Here is an 18,174-nt window from a genome sequence, read left to right as displayed (position 1 = left end):
CCACACTAAGCTTCAAAAGCTTAGCCACCCCGGATTTCCCCACGCCGGCACTGGGAAGCACGCCCCTGCCATACACACGTTCTGTCCTATAACCCTTACTGGCGGTGTGCGGCCGCCACCCGCTCCAGAACCTCGCGGCAGGCGAGGATGGCCGGGTGGATGCGGCCTGCTGTGCGCGTGGACGTGAAGATGGTGCGGGCGGGCAACCCGGGGAGGTCCAGCAGTTGCACCGGCCGCTCCATGTCCGTCCACACAAGATCGGGCATCAAAGCCACGGCGTTGCCTGACTCGATGAGCCGGATCTGTGCCTGGAGGTCGGCGGTTTCGTAGCGTACGTCCGGCTCGAAACCGGCCGAGCGGCAGGCCTGCTCTGCCCAGTGGCGTGACGCCGCGCCGCGGGGTTCCATGACCCAAGGCATGGATGCCGTGTCTGCGATCGACGCAATGTGTTCGCCGCCCAGGCCCACCGGGGGAGTGGCGAGCCGGATGGCGTCGCTGGTCAGGGTGGCGCGGTCAAGGCCGGGGTGGTGCGGGGCGGCGTGTCCGGGGTACTGCTCGGCCACCACAATGTCGAAGTCCCGGGCCCAGGTCTCATAGAGGGCTGTCTCCGGTTCGCGCTGCGTCATTTCCACGCGGACCTCGGGGTACTCCTGGCGCATGATGGTCAGGAAGTCGGGGAGCAGCGCCAGTGCCGCGGACTGGAAGACGGCCAGCCGGACGGTTCCGGTGATCGTGGACAGGGAGGCTGCCAGTTCAGTTTCGGCGCGTTCCAGGGTTTCCAGGAGCGCCGCTGTGTGCGCCACCAGGATCTCCGCCTGCGGTGTGAGCTGCACGCGGCGTCCGGCCTTCCGGAGCAATTCCACGCCGGCTTCCTTTTCCAGGAGCGTCAACTGCTGGGATACCGACGAGGGGCTGTACTGCATGGCATCGGCCACTTCCGCGAGCGTCCCGCGGATCTTCAATTCGTGCAGCAAACGGAGCCTGCGGACGTCCAGCACGGCGGCCTCCAAAACTTCGGGATGGATAACGAATATTCGTCAGAAAAGATCGCTTTTCCTAATGGGATTGTAGATCCATACTGATGGAAACAAGCAAACTACTCCGTACCCTAAGGAGCCCTTCATGACCAGCACCCTCCCGGATGCGACCTCCCCGCGCACCCAGGATTCCGGGCAGTTCGACGCACTGGCCACCGAAGCCATTGCCTTGGTCCGTCACTGGCTGACCGAAGCCAGCAAGATCCCCGTTGATGTCTCAGCCCAGCGCCTGGCTGGCGTCTTGAAGGACCCGAACGGTTTGGACTTCACGGTTGGATTCGTCGACGGCGTCATCCGCCCCGAGGATCTCTCGGTCGCCGCCCGGAAACTCGCCGAACTTGCCCCCAAGGTGCCCACGTTCCTGCCGTGGTACATGCGCAGCGCGGTACGCGTCGGCGGCCTCATGGCCCCGGTCATGCCGCAGGTGGTCATTCCGATCGCCCGCCGCGTGCTCCGTGAGATGGTGGGACACCTGATCGTGGATGCCACTGATGCCAAGCTCGGCCCGGCCATCTCCAAGATCCGCCAGGACGGCGTGCACCTCAACGTGAACCTTCTGGGCGAGGCAGTGCTGGGCGAGCACGAGGCACAGCGCCGCCTCGATGGCACGCTCAAGCTCCTGGCCCGCGAGGACGTGGACTACGTCTCCATCAAGGAATCTTCCACCGTGGCCCCGCACTCCCCGTGGGCCTTCGACGAAGCCGTCAACCACGTGGTGGAGAAGCTCACCCCGCTGTACCGCCTCGCTGCGTCCTTCAGCAAGCCCAAGTTCATCAACCTGGACATGGAGGAATACAAGGACCTGGGCATGACCATCGCCGTATTCAAGCGGATCCTGGACATGCCTGAATTCAAGAACCTCGAGGCCGGCATCGTGCTGCAGGCCTACCTCCCGGACGCCCTGGCTGCGATGCAGGAACTCCAGGAATGGGCGGCCGCACGCCGTGCCCAGGGTGGTGCTCCGATCAAGGTCCGCGTGGTCAAGGGTGCCAACCTTCCCATGGAGCAGGTTGAAGCTTCCCTACACGACTGGCCGCTGGCAACGTGGGGAACCAAGCAGGACTCGGACACCAGCTACAAGAGCGTCATCAACTACGCCCTCACGCCGGAGCGCGTGGACGCTGTCCGCATCGGTGTTGCCGGCCACAACCTGTTCGACGTCGCCTTTGCCTGGCTCCTGGCCAAGCAGCGCGGGATTGCCGGTCAGGGACAGAAAGCGATCGAGTTCGAGATGCTGCTGGGCATGGCAACCGGCCAGGCAACGGCGGTCCGCAAGGACGTTGGCAGCCTGCTCCTCTACACACCCGTAGTCCACCCCGGCGAATTCGACGTCGCCATCGCGTACCTGATCCGCCGCCTGGAAGAGGGCGCCAGCCAGGAAAACTTCATGTCCGCGGTGTTCGAGCTCAGTGAGAACGAACCTCTCTTTGAGCGCGAGAAGCAGCGCTTCCTGAATTCCCTGGCGAATCTCAGCGAGGCCGTCCCCGGACCGAACCGCAAGCAGGACCGCCGCCTCCCGGCTGAGCCTGCCCCGACCGAGGGCTTCCGCAACACCCCGGACACCGATCCCGCCCTCCCCGCAAACCGTGCCTGGGGCCGTGACATCCTGGCCCGCATCCCCGGTTCCACGGCAGGCAACCAGATCGTCGAGTCCACCAAGGTCTCCGACGCTGCCGAACTCGAACGCATCATCACCACCGCCGTTGACGCCGGCAAGGCCTGGGGTGCACGCCCCGCCGCCGAACGCGCCGCAATCCTGCACCGTGCCGGTGAGGTGCTCGAAGCCCGCCGCGCCGAACTCCTCGAGGTCATGGCCTCCGAAACCGGCAAGACCATTGACCAGGGCGACCCCGAGGTCAGCGAAGCGATCGACTTCGCGCACTACTACGCCGAGCGCGCCAAGGACCTGGAAACGGTCGACGGCGCTACGTTCGTCCCAGCCAACCTCACCGTGGTAACCCCGCCCTGGAACTTCCCGGTGGCGATCCCCGCCGGCTCGACGCTTGCGGCACTTGCCTCAGGCTCCGCCGTCGTGATCAAGCCCGCAAAGCAGGCCCGCCGCTCCGGTTCCTTCATGGTGGAGGCCCTGTGGGAGGCCGGCGTCCCGAAGGACGTGCTGGCACTCGTGCAACTCGAAGAGCGTGAGTTGGGCACCCAGTTGGTCTCGCACCCAAGCGTTGACCGCGTGATCCTCACGGGTGGCTACGAAACGGCTGAGCTGTTCCGTTCCTTCCGGCAGGACCTGCCGCTGCTCGCGGAAACCTCGGGCAAGAATGCCATCATCGTCACCCCGAGTGCTGACCTTGACCTGGCAGCGAAGGACGTTGTGTACTCCGCGTTCGGCCACGCCGGCCAGAAGTGCTCCGCCGCGTCACTCGTGATCCTGGTCGGCTCCGTGGCCAAGTCCAAGCGCTTCCACAACCAGCTCATCGACGCCGCCCGTTCCCTGACCGTTGGCTACCCGGAGACCGCCACCACGCAGATGGGACCGATCATCGAGCCCGCCAACGGCAAGCTCCTGAACGCCCTGACCACCCTGGGCGAGGGCGAAACCTGGGCCATCAAGCCCGAACGCCTGGATGAGTCCGGCCGGCTGTGGTCCCCGGGCATCCGCTCGGGCGTCAAGCGCGGTTCCTACTTCCACCTGACCGAGTTCTTCGGACCGGTCCTGGGCGTCATGACCGCCGAAACCCTTGAAGAAGCCATCGCCATCCAGAACGAGATCGAATACGGCCTCACCGCCGGCCTGCACTCCCTGGACTCCGCCGAAATGGGCATCTGGCTGGACACCATCCAGGCCGGCAACCTCTACGTCAACCGCGGCATCACAGGCGCGATCGTCCAGCGCCAGCCTTTCGGTGGCTGGAAGAAGTCCGCTGTTGGCGCCGGAACCAAGGCCGGTGGACCCAACTACCTGATCGGCCTGGCTTCCTGGCTCCCGGCCGAGGCCACCGCCAAGCGGGGCGCCACGCTCCAGGGCGCAGCCTCGCAGATCCTGACCGCGGCCAAGTCGGCTGACGTTACGCCCGAAGAACTCCAGGCCCTCCAGCAGGCACTGTTCAGCGACGCTGCCGCCTGGGATTCCGAGTTCGGCACCCGCAAGGACGTCTCCGGCCTGACCGCAGAACGCAACGTCTTCCGCTACCGCCCCATCCCCGTCACCATCCGCCTTTCCGAAGGCGGGCGGCTCGTGGACCTGCTCCGCACGGTGGCTGCCGGCGCAGTGGCAGGCTCGGCCCTCAAGGTGAGCTCCGCCGTCGTACTTCCGGACGCCGTGGTGACCGTGTTCGCGAACCTGGGCGTCAGCGTGCGGGTTGAGGACGACGCCGCGTGGCTGGCCCGCGCAGCAGCGTTCGACGGCGGCCGCATCCGCCTGATCGGTGGCGACTTCACCGCGCTGAGCGCGGCGACCGGTGGCCGTCCCGACATCGCTGTCTACCACGGTGTGGTGACGCAGGCTGGCCGGATTGAGATGCTGCCGTTCCTTCGCGAGCAGGCCGTGTCCATCACGGCCCACCGCTTCGGCACGCCGAACCACCTCTCGGACGAACTGATCTAACAGCCGCGCGGCGCCGGGCTTTCTGATTCTGCGGAAGGCCCGGCGTCGCCTCCTTCGATCGCGTCAGAAACCGTCGATCCCGCCCACCTAGAGAAGACCCGTGTTTGCGGGGCTTGGCGCGGGCCGCCTACAGGAGGGTCCATCGCAGCCTCGACATCGCGGACCGACGGGTTCTGGAAGATGTTTTGATGCAGCACAGCAGGTACAGCCAGCTGATCCAGGCGGCCGACCTGATTGCCTATTGCTCATTCCACAAACACCTTCAGGACCATCCCGAAATTTGGGGTGACGGCATCACGCCCATGCCCGGGGCCGCGATCGCTTTCAGCAGGCTCCGCAAACATTGGTTGGATGGTTCTGACCAGGGAATGATTTGGTGGAGGCATCCTTAACGCAAGAACCCTCCGGCAATCGGAGGGTTCGCGGGATGCAAGACCCTTCGTACAGCCAGATGAACTGCCTAGGGCCTTGCATTTATCAAGGTATCACTCTCACTTGTCACGTCAAAGTGCGATCCCTTAGTTCGGCCAACCCAGCCGCTCAAGCCGGCTGCGGGCCGCGAGTTCGCTGGGGCCGCGCCGGCCAAGGGCCAGGCGAACCATGGCCAGGGCGAGTCTTGCGGCCGGGATGGCGGGCAGTGGGACCGGGCCGATCCGGGCCGTCTTGAGCCCAAGCATTTCCCGATACTCCGGTTCGAGGCTTTCGACGGCGGCCGCGAAGAGAATGCGGTACCCCGGCCGCAGCAAGGGGCTTAATGGCGGGTGGCGGATGAAAGCCACGGTCTCGGCCAGCCGTTCGTCGGAGCGAAGGACGCCGGAGGCGCGCCACTCTTCGATTTCCCTGCGGACGGAGGCCTCGGTGAGGGGCGGATACTCGACGCCCATGAGCCGGCCCGCCGAAGCCCACTGACGGACGTACGCATCGGGTCCACCGGGAATTGGCCGGCCGAAGATGCGGTGCGCCGTGAGGAAGGACTCCGCGTAGGTCACATGTACCCACCGGAGGAGTTCGGGATCATTGGCCTGGTACGTCCGCTGGACCCCGTTCCCATCCACATACGTCCCCCTGACGTGTTTGTGGATCTTCCGGACCCGGCCGCTCGCCTCCTTGGCCGCTTCCGTGGACCCGTAGGTCACCGTGAAGATCCAGCGGATGGTGGTGGCGAGCCGGCCAAGGGGATCTTCCTTGAAGCCGGAGTGCTCGTACACGCCGGCGAGTGCTCCTGGATGCAAGGCCTGCATCAGGAGCACCCGGATTCCGGCAACGAGGGTGGACATTGAGCCGTGCACAGCCCAGACCGCCGACCCCGGAAGGTGATATCCGGCGTCGTTCCCTTCGGCAAGGCGCGGCACCCAATCCGGCGGCGTTCCGGAGGTTCCCGTGAACGTGCGCTGGAGCTCGTGCCGGTAGTCGAGGAAAAGGTTCCTCATGCCTACAAACTACACGCGGGCGCGGCGCTTGGCAGGTGCCGCTGCCACCAGCAGGGCAGCAATCGCGACGGCGGCACTCAGGATGAGTCCCGGACGGTACTGGTCCAGCATGGCCTGGGCGCTGACGGTGCCCGCGGCCTGACCGTGTCCGCTCACCAAAGCCGTGGTGACGGCGAGGACGAGTGCGGCACCTACCTGGGTGCTGGTTTGGATCAGGCCGGCGGCGAGTCCTTGCTCGGAATCGCGGATGCCTTCCGTGGCCAGAACATTGATGGACGGGAAGGCCCAGGCGAAACCAATGCCCAGCAGGACCACCGAGGGCAGGATGTCCAGCGCGTAGTTGGGCGTGGTGCCAACGCGAAGGAACAGGACGTAGCCCAGGCCAAGGGCGGTAAGTCCGGTGAGGATGAGTTGCTTTGCCCCGAACTTTTCGATCAGCCGGTCCGCGAAGGGCGCACTCGTGGCCACGAGCAGGCCTGCGGGAAGCAGTGCCAGGGCCATGCCCAAGGGAGTCCAGCCGAGCACCGACTGCAGGAACATGGTGACGATGAACTGGAAGCTCAGGTAGGACCCGAATAGCCCGACGGCGCTGAGGTTGGCCCGGGCCACCCAGCCCTCCTTCAGGATGCCGAAGCGGATCAACGGGTGCTTCACCTTGTTCTCGATGACCGCGAAGGCTGCCAGCACGGCGGCAGATACTGCGAATCCGGCGATTGTTGCCACAGATCCCCAGCCCTGTTCAGGCGCCGAAACCAAGGTGTACACCAGGCCGAGCATGCCCAAGGCGAGCGTTACGGCGCCCCAGATGTCGTGCCCGCTGTTCTCGGCCGAGGGCTTGTCCTTCGGGATGAACCTGATGCCCAGCAGCACCACGACCACGGCGATCGGTACTGAGACCAGGAACGTCCAGCGCCAGCTCAGGCTGGTCATGAGGCCGCCAACCACCAGGCCCAGGGAGAAGCCGCTTGCGCCGAAGGTAGTGAAGATGGACAGCGCCTTGTTGCGGGCCCGGCCCTCGGCGAAGTTGGTGGTGATGATGGAGAAACCGGTGGGCGCGGTGAACGCCGCAGCGAGGCCCTTCACGAAGCGCGTTGCGATCAGGATGGCGGGGTCGTCAACCAATCCGCCCAGGAGCGATGCGGCGGCGAACACTGAGAGCGCTATGAGGAAGATCCGACGGCGGCCCAGAAGGTCCGCGAGCCGCCCACCCAGGAGGAGCAGGCTTCCGTAGCCAAGAACGTAGGCGGAAACGATCCATTGCAGGGAATCGGTACCGAGGTTGAGTTCGTGACCGATGGAGGGCAGGGCCACGCCAACCATGGAAACGTCCAGGCCGTCCAAGGCCAGGACCGTGCACACGACCATCAGCAGGAGCCATTGGGCACGGGTCCAGCGGACTGCGGAAACCAAGGCATCGGCAGGTCTTTGAAGGGTGGTGGGTGATGTCATGTTCTTCAATGTAGATGACACGTCATTCAATGACAAGGAATATGACATGTCATCTTATGACGTGGATTCAAATGACGTCATGAACTAGAATCGGACCATGGCAACGACGCGTGATCGCCAGCTGGTTGAGCAGTGGCGCAACATCCAGGACTCCTACTTCCGCACCGCAGGAGCCTTGGACCGCGCCTTGGAGGCCAAGTTCGATATCGGCCTGAATGAGTTCGAGATCCTGGACCTCGTCGCCGAATGCGCCGACGCCGCGTGCCGCATGAAGCAATTGGGGGAGCGGACCCCCATGACCCAAAGCGCAGTCTCCAAAGTGGTGGACAGGCTCGAAAAAGCCGGGCTGGTTTCACGGCAAACCTGCGCCGATGACCGCCGGTCGCTGTTCCTCGAACTCACTGAGGCAGGCCGGGCCTTGCATGCTTCGGCGGCGATCGAGCACCGGGCCTTGCTCAAGGAAAACCTGGCCTGAGCCCACCCTCCCCAAAGCTCAAGGCGTCTTGAGGAAAAACTGAGCCAACCTTTCACGCGCAGGCAACCTTGAAGACTTTATTTTCGCCCTGAGAACGGCAACAATGGTGCTTGCACGCCAGGCTGGGGTTTGGTGCCGCTGGCTTTTGGGGAGTGTTTTTGTGGGCAAGCATCATGAATCAGACCGGGTAGCAATCCTGGTGCGCACCGAGGGTTTCCGCCGCGTCTTCTTCGCCGCGACCCTCGCGGTGGCCGCGTTCTTTGCTTTCGGATTCCAACCACTGACGTCCGCGTCCTCAACCTCGCTGAATGGGGCCCTGGCCCAGGGCGTGGTGGGACCGAATTCCTTGGGCAGCCTGGCGCCGCCCGACGCCCAGACCCTTGTGATGGACAACCTGCCCGAGCCTCCGCAGCAAACGGCCGGCACGCCCATGGTGTACTTCGACCGGGCACTGGTCCACGCCGTAGGTGCCGACGGGTCGGGCGCCCTGAACGTCGCATCCGCCGGGCTGCCCCGTCCGCCTGCCGGCTACTTGTACGCGCCCCTTGAGGTGCTCAACCCCAGCTCGTCCTACGGCTACCGCATCAGCCCGCTGACCGGCCTGCCCGGTGAATTCCACTGGGGACAGGACTACGCCGCAGCCTGCGGGACCCGCGTCTACGCTGCCGATTCCGGCGTGGTCAAGGCCGTGGGCTGGCACATCTGGGGTGGCGGCAACCGCGTTGAGATCGAGCACGGCAACGGTCTGGTGACAACGTACAACCACCTTCAGGCCATTGGAGTGACCCAAGGCCAAAGCGTCCGGGTTGGCCAGGTCATCGCCGAGGTCGGAACCACGGGGTGGTCCACTGGCTGCCACCTCCACTTCGAGACAATCGTCAACGGCCTCCACACCAACCCCAACCAATGGCAGCTCCTGCCCACCAAGCAGGTGGACCCGCTGCAGCCGATCACCATGGTCAACTATCAGCCGGGAGTTGGCACCGGTTCCAGCGCGCCGCAGTGGGCCGTTCCCGTTTCGGACGGCACCACCCGCGCGGTTATTGGCGGTGAACACGAGGAAGACGTTGCCCCGCCGGTCACGCCAAGCAACCCTGGCGGCACGGCCACCACCCCGGGCGGTACAGCCACCACCCCGGGCGGTACTGGCACCCCCACACCAAGTCCGACGGCGACTGCCTCGCCTTCGCCGTCGGCGACGGCTACCCCAAGTCCGACGGCGACTGCCTCGCCTTCGCCGTCCGCGACGGCTACCCCAAGTCCGACGGCGACTGCCTCGCCTTCGCCGTCCGCGACGGCTACCCCGAGCCCGACGGCCACCGCGACGCCGACCCCGACTGCTCCGCCCTCGCCGAGCACTACGGCAACGCCGACGCCAACGGCAACGCCGACCCCGAGTGCGACCGCCACGGCACCCGCTGCAACGGCCACGACGCCGGCTCCGGCCACCACCACTGCACCAGCCCCGGCAGTTGCTCCCGCCGCGCCCGCCACCCAGCCGAGCGTCCCTGCTTCGGCGCCTGTCGCCGTCGCGCCGGCACCGAAAGCAGTCGCTCCGGCTCCGGCGGTGGTTGCTCCGGTGCCCGCCGTCGTGGCGTCAGTGCCTGCGGTGACGCAGCCGGCGGCACCGGTCACCCCGGCAGCGCCTGCGCCTGCTCCGACCACGACGCTCGTCGCCATGTTGCCGACGGTGGTCCTGCCGCCTGGATACGTCCTGATCGCTCCGGACCTGGTCCGGAAGCCGGACGGCACCACGGTGCCGTTGTCCAGCCTCATTCTTCCCACCCCGTAGCGCGGCGAAACGCGGACACCCCGCGTTTCGTGGCCCTTACGAAGCTCCCGTAAGCTCGATGGCGGCAATCCCGCCAGCCGACGTCGTCAGGAAGCGATCCATGAGCACCCTCTACAGCATTCCCCTGACCGCGAAGGCCAACGTCCTGGGCAAGGAGCAACATCCGCTGTTTTCGGAACTGACCCGGGACCAGGACGGCCAGCCGGTCAAGGTGAAATGGAACTTTGAAAGGTTCGTCATCAACCGCCAGGGAGAAATGATCGCACGGTTCCCATCCGCCGTGGAGCCCGACTCCGAAGACCTTGTAGAAGCAGTGGAAAAGGCATTGGCATAAGCCTGGAATTCCAGAAAGGAGGAAAGTAATTTTCCAACATTCCGCCGGATATTAGCCAAGTGTTGGCTTCCCGTCTGGTTGGATTGGTCCTACTGGGGTTACACGGGAGGCGCCGTCTCCCACCTAACGCTAAGGCAGCTATGGAGCTCATCGAGGCCGAGTACCCGAAACCAGGTCATGTGCTGTTGCACTTGAGCGATCTTCACCTGGTGGGCGGACCCGGCACACTCTACGGTTCGGTGGACAGCACTGCCAGGCTGCAGGAGATCTGCGACCAGATCATCGCTTCCAGGCTGAAGCCGGCAGCCATCATCTTCACCGGAGACCTCGCCGACCGCGGCGAACTCGAAGCGTACCGGCGGCTCCGCGAGATGATCGAGCCCGTGTGCGATGCCCTCGGAGCCAGGGCCATCTGGGCCATGGGCAACCATGACGACCGCGCCAATTTCCGATCCGCGTTCGTGGACGCCTCGGAAAACAGCCGGCCCCAGGACCCGATGGACCGCAGCTACTTCGTCAACGGCCTGCGGATCATCACCCTGGACACCACAGTCCCCGGTTTCCACCACGGCGAACTGTCCGAGGAACAGTTGGAATGGCTCGCGGACGAGCTCTCCACCCCGGCGCCGGACGGCACCATCCTTGCGCTCCATCACCCGCCCGTGCCGTGCGTCCAGGACCTGGCGGTCCTGGTTGAGCTGCGTGGCCAAGCCGCGCTGGCCGACGTCGTGCGCAATACGGATGTCCGATCCATCCTTGGAGGCCACCTGCATTTCTCCACCACGGCGAGCTTCGCCGGCATCCCTGTCTCGGTCGCTTCCGCGACGTGCTACACGCAGGACCTGGGCGTCACGGCCGGCGGCCAGCGCGGGCGCGACGGTGCGCAGGCCTACAACATGGTCCACGTGTACGAGCACACGATTGTGCACTCCGTGGTGCCGATGTCCGGCGGCGTGACCGTGGGCGATCCCGTGGATGCCGAGGAGGTTCAGCGGCGGCTTGCCGCAGCCGGGATCACCATCCCGAAGCACCCGCGGACCAGCCGGCCGCGGCAGCCCCGGGTGCCCGTGGCACCGCGTGGTGCTACTTCTCCCAAGGTGCCTTGACCGGGAAGTACTTCTCCAGGAAGTCGGTGACCAGCCCGGCCCGTTCGTCGGCGTGGACCTCTGGGAAGCTGCCGTCGTTGAGGCAGAAGAGGTCCATGTTCCGCTTGGCCAGGAGCTTGGGCAGGTAGTGCAACCCGGACCACAGGGTGGTGTCAACGTACTTGACCTTGGCGTTGGTCTGGGTGACTGCACGGCCTGTCAGGAGCGCGTAGTAGTGGTAGAACGAGTTGGTCACCGAGATGTTGTCCGCGGCCCGGAAACGGCTGGCCGCCGTCTTGGTGAACTCTTCCGGGAATTCCTGCTCCATGCGTGCCACCACGCTGCGGCGGATCGGGGCAGCGGTGTGTTCCAGGTGCCGGGTGGTGATCCTGCCGAAGCGCTTCCAGAGCAGCTTGCGGTTGACGCGGGCCGCATTCTCAAAGCCGCTGCGTTCGGCGTCGTTCTCGCCCAAGCCGATCCTGGTGTTGGCCTCGATGAACTTGGTGATGCCTCCGGGGGTGAAGAACATGTCCGGCCCCACCGGACGGCCAAAAAACATGTCGTCGTTGGAGTAGAGGAAATGCTCCGAGAGCCCATCGATGTGGTGGATTTGGCACTCGACGGCCTGTGAATTGTGCGTGGGCAGCACCGAGGGGTCGGCGAAGAACTCCTCGCTGCGGACAATCGTCACCTTCGGATGGTCCGCCAGCCAGGCAGGGGCGGGGGAGTCCGTGGCAATGAAGATCTGGCGGATCCATGGCGCGAACATGTGCACCGAACGCAGCGCATACTTGAGTTCGTTGATCTGGCGGTAGCGGGCCTCATGGTCGTCGCCCTCGCCCAGGATGGCGTCCGCCTGCTGGGCACGCCGCGCGGCGATGTAGGCAGGGTCCGTGCCGTCAACCCAGGAGAAGACGATATCCACGTCGAAGTCGATATCGCTCGCGTGGTCCGCGAACATGTTCTCGATCGTGGGCCATTCAAGTCCATGACGCTGCACGGAGCCGCGGACCGCGTCCTGCCGCAGCAGGGTCCGGCGGGTCAGCGAGTTCTCCACGGGCAGTTCCAGCCTGTCGCCGTCGAAGCGCCACAGCTCCAGTTGGACACCGAGCGCAGGGCCGTACCAAAGGCCTCCTTCGGTCTCCACCCGGGGCCGGTACAGCCGGAAGATCCGGGACTTGCGGTTGGCGGACAACTCGCCGTCGGCCACCAGCACCGAGGCCTTCTTCTTGGCGTCCACGGTCATCGAGTAGAAGGGTTCGTTCCGGAAGGCCTCCACCAGTGCGTCCCGGACGGCCTTGCGGGACTCCCAATCCACGGCGATGACGGGCCGTTCGTCGTTGCCGCGCACCAGAATGAAGTCGACGCGGGCAGCGTCCAGTGCCGCCCGGACCGCCAGGAGGTCGGACACCATGGCCTGTTGCGGTGTGAGGTCCGCATTGACCAGCGCGTACCGCCCGCGGTGACGGACGACGTCGGACCTGTGCTTGAGGTGCGCGACGACGGCAGGCGAGGACGCCTCGACGATCGCGTCCTCTTCTACGGTGGGGCTGCCGTGGTAAACCGGATCGACCTGTGCTTCAGTGATGGCTGCTTCTCCGTACTGTTCCGTGGTGCGTGGGTGGGCCTGCTGCTAGATGTCCAGCGCTTCGCGCCAGCTGCGCAGGAAGGCGCCGCCGGCGTCGTCGTGGATGACGTCGTCCGCCAACTCCAGGTCCGCCGCGGTGAGGATGGTGTAGGGCTTGACGGGCACGCCGTCAGCGGGACGGACGTCCACGTGCTTGACCTCGTGGTCGTTGTGGTGGAGCCAGTCTGCCATGGCGTAGTCCGTGCGGGAATCGCCCACCGTCCGCCACGCCAGCGGCGTGATGCCTTGGGCTGCGAGGAGTTCGACGGCGCGGCTGGCGCCCAGGTCCTTGCCCAAGCGCACGGATTCGATGTCGGTGGAAATGATGGTGGGGTCCAGGCGGTAGTCGGCAGTATCGTCCGATTCCGGTGCATGGTGGTCCAGGAGCGCTGCGTTGAGGCCGTGCCGGTTCAGGATATCCAGGGCATCGGCGTCGAAGAGCTTCTGTTCCTCGAGGTAGTCCGCGCTGGCAACGTCCAGATGCTGTTCCACGGAGACCATGGCCCGCTTGGTCTCGTCGAAAAACATGTGTGCCGAGTAATCCTCGGCCACCAGGCGGCGGATGTCGTCCCCGTAGGCCTTGGGCACGGCGAGCTCGTGGTCCACGTGGATGGGGCCCGGTCCGGCGGAGGTGTAGCTGAACCAGACCGCGCCCTTCTCGCAGATGGCGTGGATGACGGTTCCCGCAGGCATCCCGGCAGCGATCATCGGTTCCATGACCTGCTGGGCGATGAAGGCGTCAGAGCGGCCGGTATTGAAGATGACGGGAATTCCCGCGGATGCCAGCGCCACGAGGTCTGCGATGATGTCCGGCTTGACGTCCCGCGTCACAGGGCTGGCAATGGGACCATCGACGTCGAGCAGCAGTGCGAGGGCCGGGGCTTTCTGGGCAGCGGTCCGGTCAGTGCCGTGGAGCGGTTGAGTCATGCCCCTATTCTGTCAGCCCGCGGCGGCTCCTCCACAGCTGTGACGCAGCGCGAAAGGATAGTCACCATTTGGCTACAACCTGCCTGTGCTGCGGGTCACAAGTTCCGTTAGCGCGGCAACTTCCATAGGCTTGCAGGGTGATCTTCAAAGCTGTGGGCGAGGGACGCCCGTACCCTGACCATGGATACTCTGCGCCGCGTGACTGGGCGGCCCTCCCGCCGCGACCCGTCCGGCTGGACGAATTGGTGACCACCAAGCGCACTTTGGATCTGGAGGCCTTGTTGGCCGAGGATTCAACGTTCTTCGGTGACTTGTTCCCCCACGTGGTCCAGTACCAGGGCACCATGTACCTGGAGGATGGCCTGCATCGGGCAGTCAGGACTGCGCTCCACCAGCGCACCGCCATCCACGCACGCGTGTTGGTGATCGATGGCTAAGCGGCCCAGGGACGTGACCAAGCTCCACGGCCACCACGTAGTCACGGGGGCCGAGCTTCGAGCCACGTTCGCCGAAGACGCCGGGGTTCCCCGCTCCCGCTTCGGGCGTCGACTCTTTCACGCCATTGTCCTGGTCCTGTTGATCGGCGTCATTGCCGCCGGAGCGGTTGGTGCCTGGGCAGTCATGAACGGCGTCATCAAAGTCCCCACGGCAGTGGCCAGCAAAGCCCCCAGCAGCCTGTGTCCCAGCACCACATTCGACTACATCCCGAACGCAACCGTGACCCTCAACGTCTTCAACGCCACCTCCCGCGGTGGTCTGGCCCGCACCGTCGCCGACCAGTTCGCGTCACGTGGCTACAAGGTGGCCTCCGTGGACAACAGCGATACCGCTTACTCGGGCGTGGGCGTAGTGATTTCCGGCGTCAAGGGGCAAGCAGCGGCTTTCAACATCCAGCGGAACCTCGCAGGGACGGACTACTACCAGGACAACCGCGAGGACGAGTCGGTGGACGTCGTCCTCACGCCGGGGTACCAGGGCCTGGTTGATGCGCAGCTCGTGGACCAGGCGCCCGGGAAGCTCAGTTGCCCGCGCGAGGACCAGCGCGTAGTGGACGGCACCAAGTGGCCCATCATCCCCACCAATCCTGCAGGACAGTAGGGAGCTAGCTGGCCAGCGTGTCCGCCGCGCCGTTGCGCACTGGCCGGCCGGCGTCGTCGAATCGCGCGCCCGCACCCAATTGGATAAAGCGCACCGTCTGCGCCGTGGCGGTTTCGACGTCGGCGAGCGGGGCCGGGACCGGACTGTCGCCGTCGGGCGTCCGGTTGCGGCGCGCGGCGCTGGCGGAGAGCGTTCCGTGGATGAGCCGCGCCAACTGGGCAACGTCGATGTCCGGCAGGTAGCCCTGCTGGACGCCGTCGTTGAGGATGTCCTCAAGCAGGATGTTCAACTCGCCCACGTGGTCCGCGAGTTTGGAAAAGGAGCCGGGGGAGAGGACAGCGGCCATTGCCGGGCCTGGTGGCAGGTGCCGGCGGCTCAGGTCCTCCACTTGCGCGCGAACGTACAGCGCCAGGCGGTCCACGGGATTCTCCAAGGCCGCGAGCGACTCCCGAAGGTCCACGATGAAGCGCTCGGTCTCGTCCAGGGCGTACGCGATGAGCAGTTGCTCCATGTCCGCGTAGTAGTTGTAGACGGCGGTTCGGCCAACTCCTGCGTGCCGGGCCACGTCTGTCATGGTGAGCCCGGGGAGCCCATGGGTGAAGAGGAGCTCTCCGAAGGCGGTCAGTATCCGTCGTTGGGTCTCGGCGCGTTGGGCAGCATTCGTGGCGGCCGTGATCCTTGGCATATAGACACTTTACAGGGATCTGTCAGCAAGTTGGGGATCCAGCGGGGGTGGGCTGCGAACTCGCGTAGCATCGATCCAACCGGACAAAAATCAAAAGGGGGACTGTTGCGGGCAACGGTCAAGGATGTGGCGCGCCGCGCGGGGGTGTCGCCGAAAACCGTCTCGAACGTCATGAACGGAATCGTGCCGGTGAGCGAATCGACGCGCCTCCGGGTGGAGCAGGCCATGCAGGAGCTGGACTACGTTCCCAATTTGTCCGCGCGGGGCCTCCGTAACGGCCGGTCCGGGGTCATCGGCCTGGCCTTGCCGGACCTGGCTACACCCTTCTCTGCCGAGATGGCGCACCACCTGGTGGAAGTCGCCCATGAGCAGGGTTGGAGTGTCCAAATCGAAGAAACCGGCTCGGACCCGCATCGCGAGCAGGAACTCATGACCCGCGCCAGGGCAAACCTGATTGACGGGCTCATTCTGAACCCTGTGGTGTTGCAGGAAAGCGCCGTGAAGGTTGGGATTTCCCTTCCTCCCGTGGTCCTTTTGGGTGAGGTAACCCAGCACCTGGCGGACCGCGTGTATGTGGACAGCTTTGCCGCGGCCCGGGACATGACTTTGGCGCTGGCGAAGAACGGACGACGGCGGATTGCGGCCTTGGGCATCAACCGCGGACGGCATTCGGCCACTGCGATCCACCGGGCGGCCGGTTATGAAGCGGCGTTGGAATCCCTCGGCATCGAGGCCGATGACGAACTCCTGATCCGCTGCGAAAAATGGACCTCCGAGTCGGCTGCGCGGGCGCTCACTGAGTACCTGGATTCCCATCCAGTGCCGGAAGCCCTCTTCTGTTTCACGGACTCCATGGCACTGGGCGCACTCAATGCACTGTGGAAGCTCGGAATCCGTGTGCCGGAAGACGTCGCCGTTGCCGGATTCGACGACGTTGCGGACGGACGCTTTGCCGTCCCGCCGTTGACCACGGTGTCGTTCGACAAGCGCACCATCGCCTCCGAGGCCATCCGGTTGTTGACCGAACGCATGGCCAGCAGGCATGAGGAGCAGCGGGTGGTGCAGGTGGGCTATTCGATCGTGGAGCGGGCCAGTACTGGCGGCTGAACCTCTGGTTGCCATCGGTGGCCCGTGTCCTGGCCGTGGAGGATGAGTAAATTGTTTGCGCTAACAATTTTCTCTTGCCGTGTCTATTACATCGATGTAATGTGAGAGCTGCGTCACTCGCCGGGCCACCATTTACCCGGAACCGTGAAGCACCGGAACCGGACTTTTGCAATGAAGCAGTGCCCTTTCAGCGGACCCATCCAAAGGAGTGACGGGTGAAGCAGTTCGAATCTTTGACCGGGAGACAGCTATCCCGGAGGCAACTCATCGCCGGATCCGCGGCCTTGGGAGGCCTTGCCCTTGCCGGCAGCCTCAGTGGTTGCGGCGGTGCAGCCCAAGCGACGGCGGCGCAGGACATCGACTTCTGGCACCTCCTCTCCGGAGGTGACGGGATCAAGATGCAGGCCATGATCAACAGCGCCAACAAGGCCAATCCCGGGTTCACGGTGCACCCAACAGTTCTCGCCTGGGGACCGCCGTACTACACCAAGCTCGCCATGGCCTCGGCGGGAGGACGTCCGCCAGAGGTCGCAATCATGCACGCAAGCAGGGTGCCCGGCTACGCTCCCGGCGGCTTGATCGATCCGTGGGACCTGGATCTCCTGGCCGAGAACGGCATCACGGGCGAGCACTTCGCGCCGCGCATCTGGGAGAAGAGCCAGCAGGGCGGCAAGGTCTTCTCCATAGCACTGGACTCGCACCCGTTCATCATGTTCTACAACAGGGACGTGGCGGACAAAGCCGGAGTGATGGGGAGCGACGGCCAACTCCAGGACGTTACGTCGCCGCAGGACTTCAAGGCCATGGCAGTCGAGATGCAGAAAGTTACCGGTGCCCACGGGTTGTCCTTCGGTTACCTGGGCAGTGGCTCCCAGATGTGGCGCCTCTTTTACACGCTCTATAAGCAACACGGAGCGGACATGGAACTGACCCCGGGCCAGCCCATGAAGGTGGACCGGGACGCGGCGATCGAGTCCTTGGAGTTCATGGCATCGCTGTTCGACGACACCATCGCGGCCAAGAGCGGTGACATCAGTACGGGCATCGCCGAGTTTGCCCGGGGCGGTTCCGGAATGCTGTTCAGCGGTGTGTGGGAACTGCCCACCATGAAGAAGGCCGGCATCCCCGTGGATGCTGCCACCATCCCCACGCTCTACGGCACACCGGCGTCGTACGCTGATTCGCACTCCTTCGTCCTTCCGCGGCAACTCAGGGTCAACGAGGAGAAACGGCGGGACGTCTACAAGTTCGTCAGCGACGTCCTGAAAGGCTCGCTGTCCTGGGCCGAGGCAGGCCACATTCCCGCGTACCAGCCGGTGGTCCAATCGCAGGCGTACCGCGAGCTGACGCCCCAGATCCACTACGCCAACGCGGCGGACATCATTGCCTACGATCCTGAGGCCTGGTTCAGCGGCTCGGGTTCCGACTGGCAGACGTACTTCGCGGAGAACGTCCAGAACGTGCTGCTCGGCAGGGACAAGGCAGCCGTTGGCTGGGATGCCTTCGAGCGCCGCACCAACACCCTTCTTTCCCAACCCAACCCGGTGTAACGGGCCAAGCCCCGAGCGA

Annotated in this window: 16 protein-coding genes; 10 read left to right on the top strand and 6 right to left on the bottom strand. The window is 65.0% G+C overall.

Annotated elements, in window-relative coordinates:
* Nucleotides 1-95: 95 nt before the first annotated feature.
* The gene (locus ACIPV6_RS20915; protein WP_400272740.1) at nucleotides 96-998 is read right to left on the bottom strand and encodes a LysR substrate-binding domain-containing protein; all 903 of its coding nucleotides are present in this window, start codon (nucleotides 996-998) and stop codon (nucleotides 96-98) included.
* Nucleotides 999-1,122: 124 nt separating this feature from the next.
* Between ACIPV6_RS20915 and ACIPV6_RS20910 the strand changes: the two genes are divergently transcribed.
* The gene (locus tag ACIPV6_RS20910; protein ID WP_400272739.1) at nucleotides 1,123-4,596 is read left to right on the top strand and encodes a proline dehydrogenase family protein; all 3,474 of its coding nucleotides are present in this window, start codon (nucleotides 1,123-1,125) and stop codon (nucleotides 4,594-4,596) included.
* A 104-nt stretch (nucleotides 4,597-4,700) separates the two neighbouring features.
* A complete protein-coding gene (locus ACIPV6_RS20905; RefSeq protein ID WP_400272738.1) occupies nucleotides 4,701-4,988 on the top strand; it encodes a DUF3800 domain-containing protein in 288 nt (95 codons plus the stop codon).
* 126 nt (nucleotides 4,989-5,114) lie between these two features.
* Here ACIPV6_RS20905 and ACIPV6_RS20900 read toward each other — a convergent pair whose 3' ends face one another.
* Entirely contained in the window at nucleotides 5,115-6,026 is a 912-nt protein-coding gene (locus ACIPV6_RS20900) for an oxygenase MpaB family protein (protein ID WP_400272737.1), read from the bottom strand.
* A 9-nt stretch (nucleotides 6,027-6,035) separates the two neighbouring features.
* Nucleotides 6,036-7,475: an MFS transporter gene (locus tag ACIPV6_RS20895; protein WP_400272736.1), complete on the bottom strand. Its 1,440-nt coding sequence runs from the start codon at nucleotides 7,473-7,475 to the stop codon at nucleotides 6,036-6,038.
* 97 nt (nucleotides 7,476-7,572) lie between these two features.
* On the opposite strand from ACIPV6_RS20895, the gene ACIPV6_RS20890 reads away from it, so the two are divergent.
* From ACIPV6_RS20890 to ACIPV6_RS20875, 4 genes are all read left to right on the top strand, one after another.
* Nucleotides 7,573-7,950: a MarR family winged helix-turn-helix transcriptional regulator gene (locus ACIPV6_RS20890; RefSeq protein ID WP_400272735.1), complete on the top strand. Its 378-nt coding sequence runs from the start codon at nucleotides 7,573-7,575 to the stop codon at nucleotides 7,948-7,950.
* 160 nt (nucleotides 7,951-8,110) lie between these two features.
* Nucleotides 8,111-9,742: a M23 family metallopeptidase gene (locus tag ACIPV6_RS20885; protein ID WP_400272734.1), complete on the top strand. Its 1,632-nt coding sequence runs from the start codon at nucleotides 8,111-8,113 to the stop codon at nucleotides 9,740-9,742.
* Nucleotides 9,743-9,842: 100 nt separating this feature from the next.
* Complete coding sequence (locus ACIPV6_RS20880; RefSeq protein WP_400272733.1) at nucleotides 9,843-10,076, top strand: hypothetical protein; 234 nt, start codon at nucleotides 9,843-9,845, stop codon at nucleotides 10,074-10,076.
* A gap of 140 nt (nucleotides 10,077-10,216) precedes the next feature.
* Nucleotides 10,217-11,182 (top strand): phosphodiesterase, encoded by a 966-nt coding sequence (locus ACIPV6_RS20875; RefSeq protein WP_400272732.1) that lies wholly within the window; start codon nucleotides 10,217-10,219, stop codon nucleotides 11,180-11,182.
* Here ACIPV6_RS20875 and ACIPV6_RS20870 read toward each other — a convergent pair.
* A complete protein-coding gene (locus ACIPV6_RS20870; protein ID WP_400272742.1) occupies nucleotides 11,160-12,689 on the bottom strand; it encodes a stealth conserved region 3 domain-containing protein in 1,530 nt (509 codons plus the stop codon). The two genes, ACIPV6_RS20875 and ACIPV6_RS20870, sit on opposite strands and share 23 nt — an antisense overlap.
* Before the next feature lie 105 nt (nucleotides 12,690-12,794).
* Complete coding sequence (locus tag ACIPV6_RS20865) at nucleotides 12,795-13,715, bottom strand: hypothetical protein (protein WP_400272731.1); 921 nt, start codon at nucleotides 13,713-13,715, stop codon at nucleotides 12,795-12,797.
* 137 nt (nucleotides 13,716-13,852) lie between these two features.
* On the opposite strand from ACIPV6_RS20865, the gene ACIPV6_RS20860 reads away from it, so the two are divergent.
* Both ACIPV6_RS20860 and ACIPV6_RS20855 read left to right on the top strand, forming a co-directional pair.
* A complete protein-coding gene (locus ACIPV6_RS20860) occupies nucleotides 13,853-14,152 on the top strand; it encodes a type II toxin-antitoxin system VapB family antitoxin (RefSeq protein WP_400272730.1) in 300 nt (99 codons plus the stop codon).
* Between the two features lie 13 nt (nucleotides 14,153-14,165).
* On the top strand, nucleotides 14,166-14,813 hold the full coding sequence (locus ACIPV6_RS20855; protein WP_400272729.1) for a LytR C-terminal domain-containing protein: 648 nt from the start codon (nucleotides 14,166-14,168) through the stop codon (nucleotides 14,811-14,813).
* A 4-nt stretch (nucleotides 14,814-14,817) separates the two neighbouring features.
* Here the strand turns inward: ACIPV6_RS20855 and ACIPV6_RS20850 are convergent, their stop codons facing one another.
* On the bottom strand, nucleotides 14,818-15,498 hold the full coding sequence (locus ACIPV6_RS20850) for a TetR/AcrR family transcriptional regulator (protein ID WP_400272728.1): 681 nt from the start codon (nucleotides 15,496-15,498) through the stop codon (nucleotides 14,818-14,820).
* A 105-nt stretch (nucleotides 15,499-15,603) separates the two neighbouring features.
* Here ACIPV6_RS20850 and ACIPV6_RS20845 point away from each other — a divergent pair, with 105 nt between their 5' ends.
* Nucleotides 15,604-16,605: a LacI family DNA-binding transcriptional regulator gene (locus tag ACIPV6_RS20845; protein ID WP_400272727.1), complete on the top strand. Its 1,002-nt coding sequence runs from the start codon at nucleotides 15,604-15,606 to the stop codon at nucleotides 16,603-16,605.
* A 215-nt stretch (nucleotides 16,606-16,820) separates the two neighbouring features.
* Entirely contained in the window at nucleotides 16,821-18,155 is a 1,335-nt protein-coding gene (locus tag ACIPV6_RS20840) for an extracellular solute-binding protein (protein WP_400272726.1), read from the top strand.
* The last annotated feature ends 19 nt before the right edge of the window (nucleotides 18,156-18,174 follow it).

It is taken from the genome of Paenarthrobacter sp. NPDC089988 (assembly GCF_044748465.1).
Lineage (GTDB): Bacteria > Actinomycetota > Actinomycetes > Actinomycetales > Micrococcaceae > Arthrobacter.
This window is presented reverse-complemented; position numbering and strand designations above follow the sequence as displayed.

Excerpts from the sequence above, each read along its gene's own strand:
- ACIPV6_RS20890 (WP_400272735.1), top strand. The coding sequence starts at position 7,573 with ATGGCAACGACGCGTGATCGCCAGCTGGTTGAGCAGTGGCGCAACATC.
- ACIPV6_RS20880 (WP_400272733.1), top strand. The coding sequence starts at position 9,843 with ATGAGCACCCTCTACAGCATTCCCCTGACCGCGAAGGCCAACGTCCTG.
- ACIPV6_RS20900 (WP_400272737.1), bottom strand. The coding sequence starts at position 6,026 with ATGAGGAACCTTTTCCTCGACTACCGGCACGAGCTCCAGCGCACGTTC.
- ACIPV6_RS20910 (WP_400272739.1), top strand. The coding sequence starts at position 1,123 with ATGACCAGCACCCTCCCGGATGCGACCTCCCCGCGCACCCAGGATTCC.
- ACIPV6_RS20865 (WP_400272731.1), bottom strand. The coding sequence starts at position 13,715 with ATGACTCAACCGCTCCACGGCACTGACCGGACCGCTGCCCAGAAAGCC.
- ACIPV6_RS20850 (WP_400272728.1), bottom strand. The coding sequence starts at position 15,498 with ATGCCAAGGATCACGGCCGCCACGAATGCTGCCCAACGCGCCGAGACC.
- ACIPV6_RS20895 (WP_400272736.1), bottom strand. The coding sequence starts at position 7,475 with ATGACATCACCCACCACCCTTCAAAGACCTGCCGATGCCTTGGTTTCC.
- ACIPV6_RS20875 (WP_400272732.1), top strand. The coding sequence starts at position 10,217 with ATGGAGCTCATCGAGGCCGAGTACCCGAAACCAGGTCATGTGCTGTTG.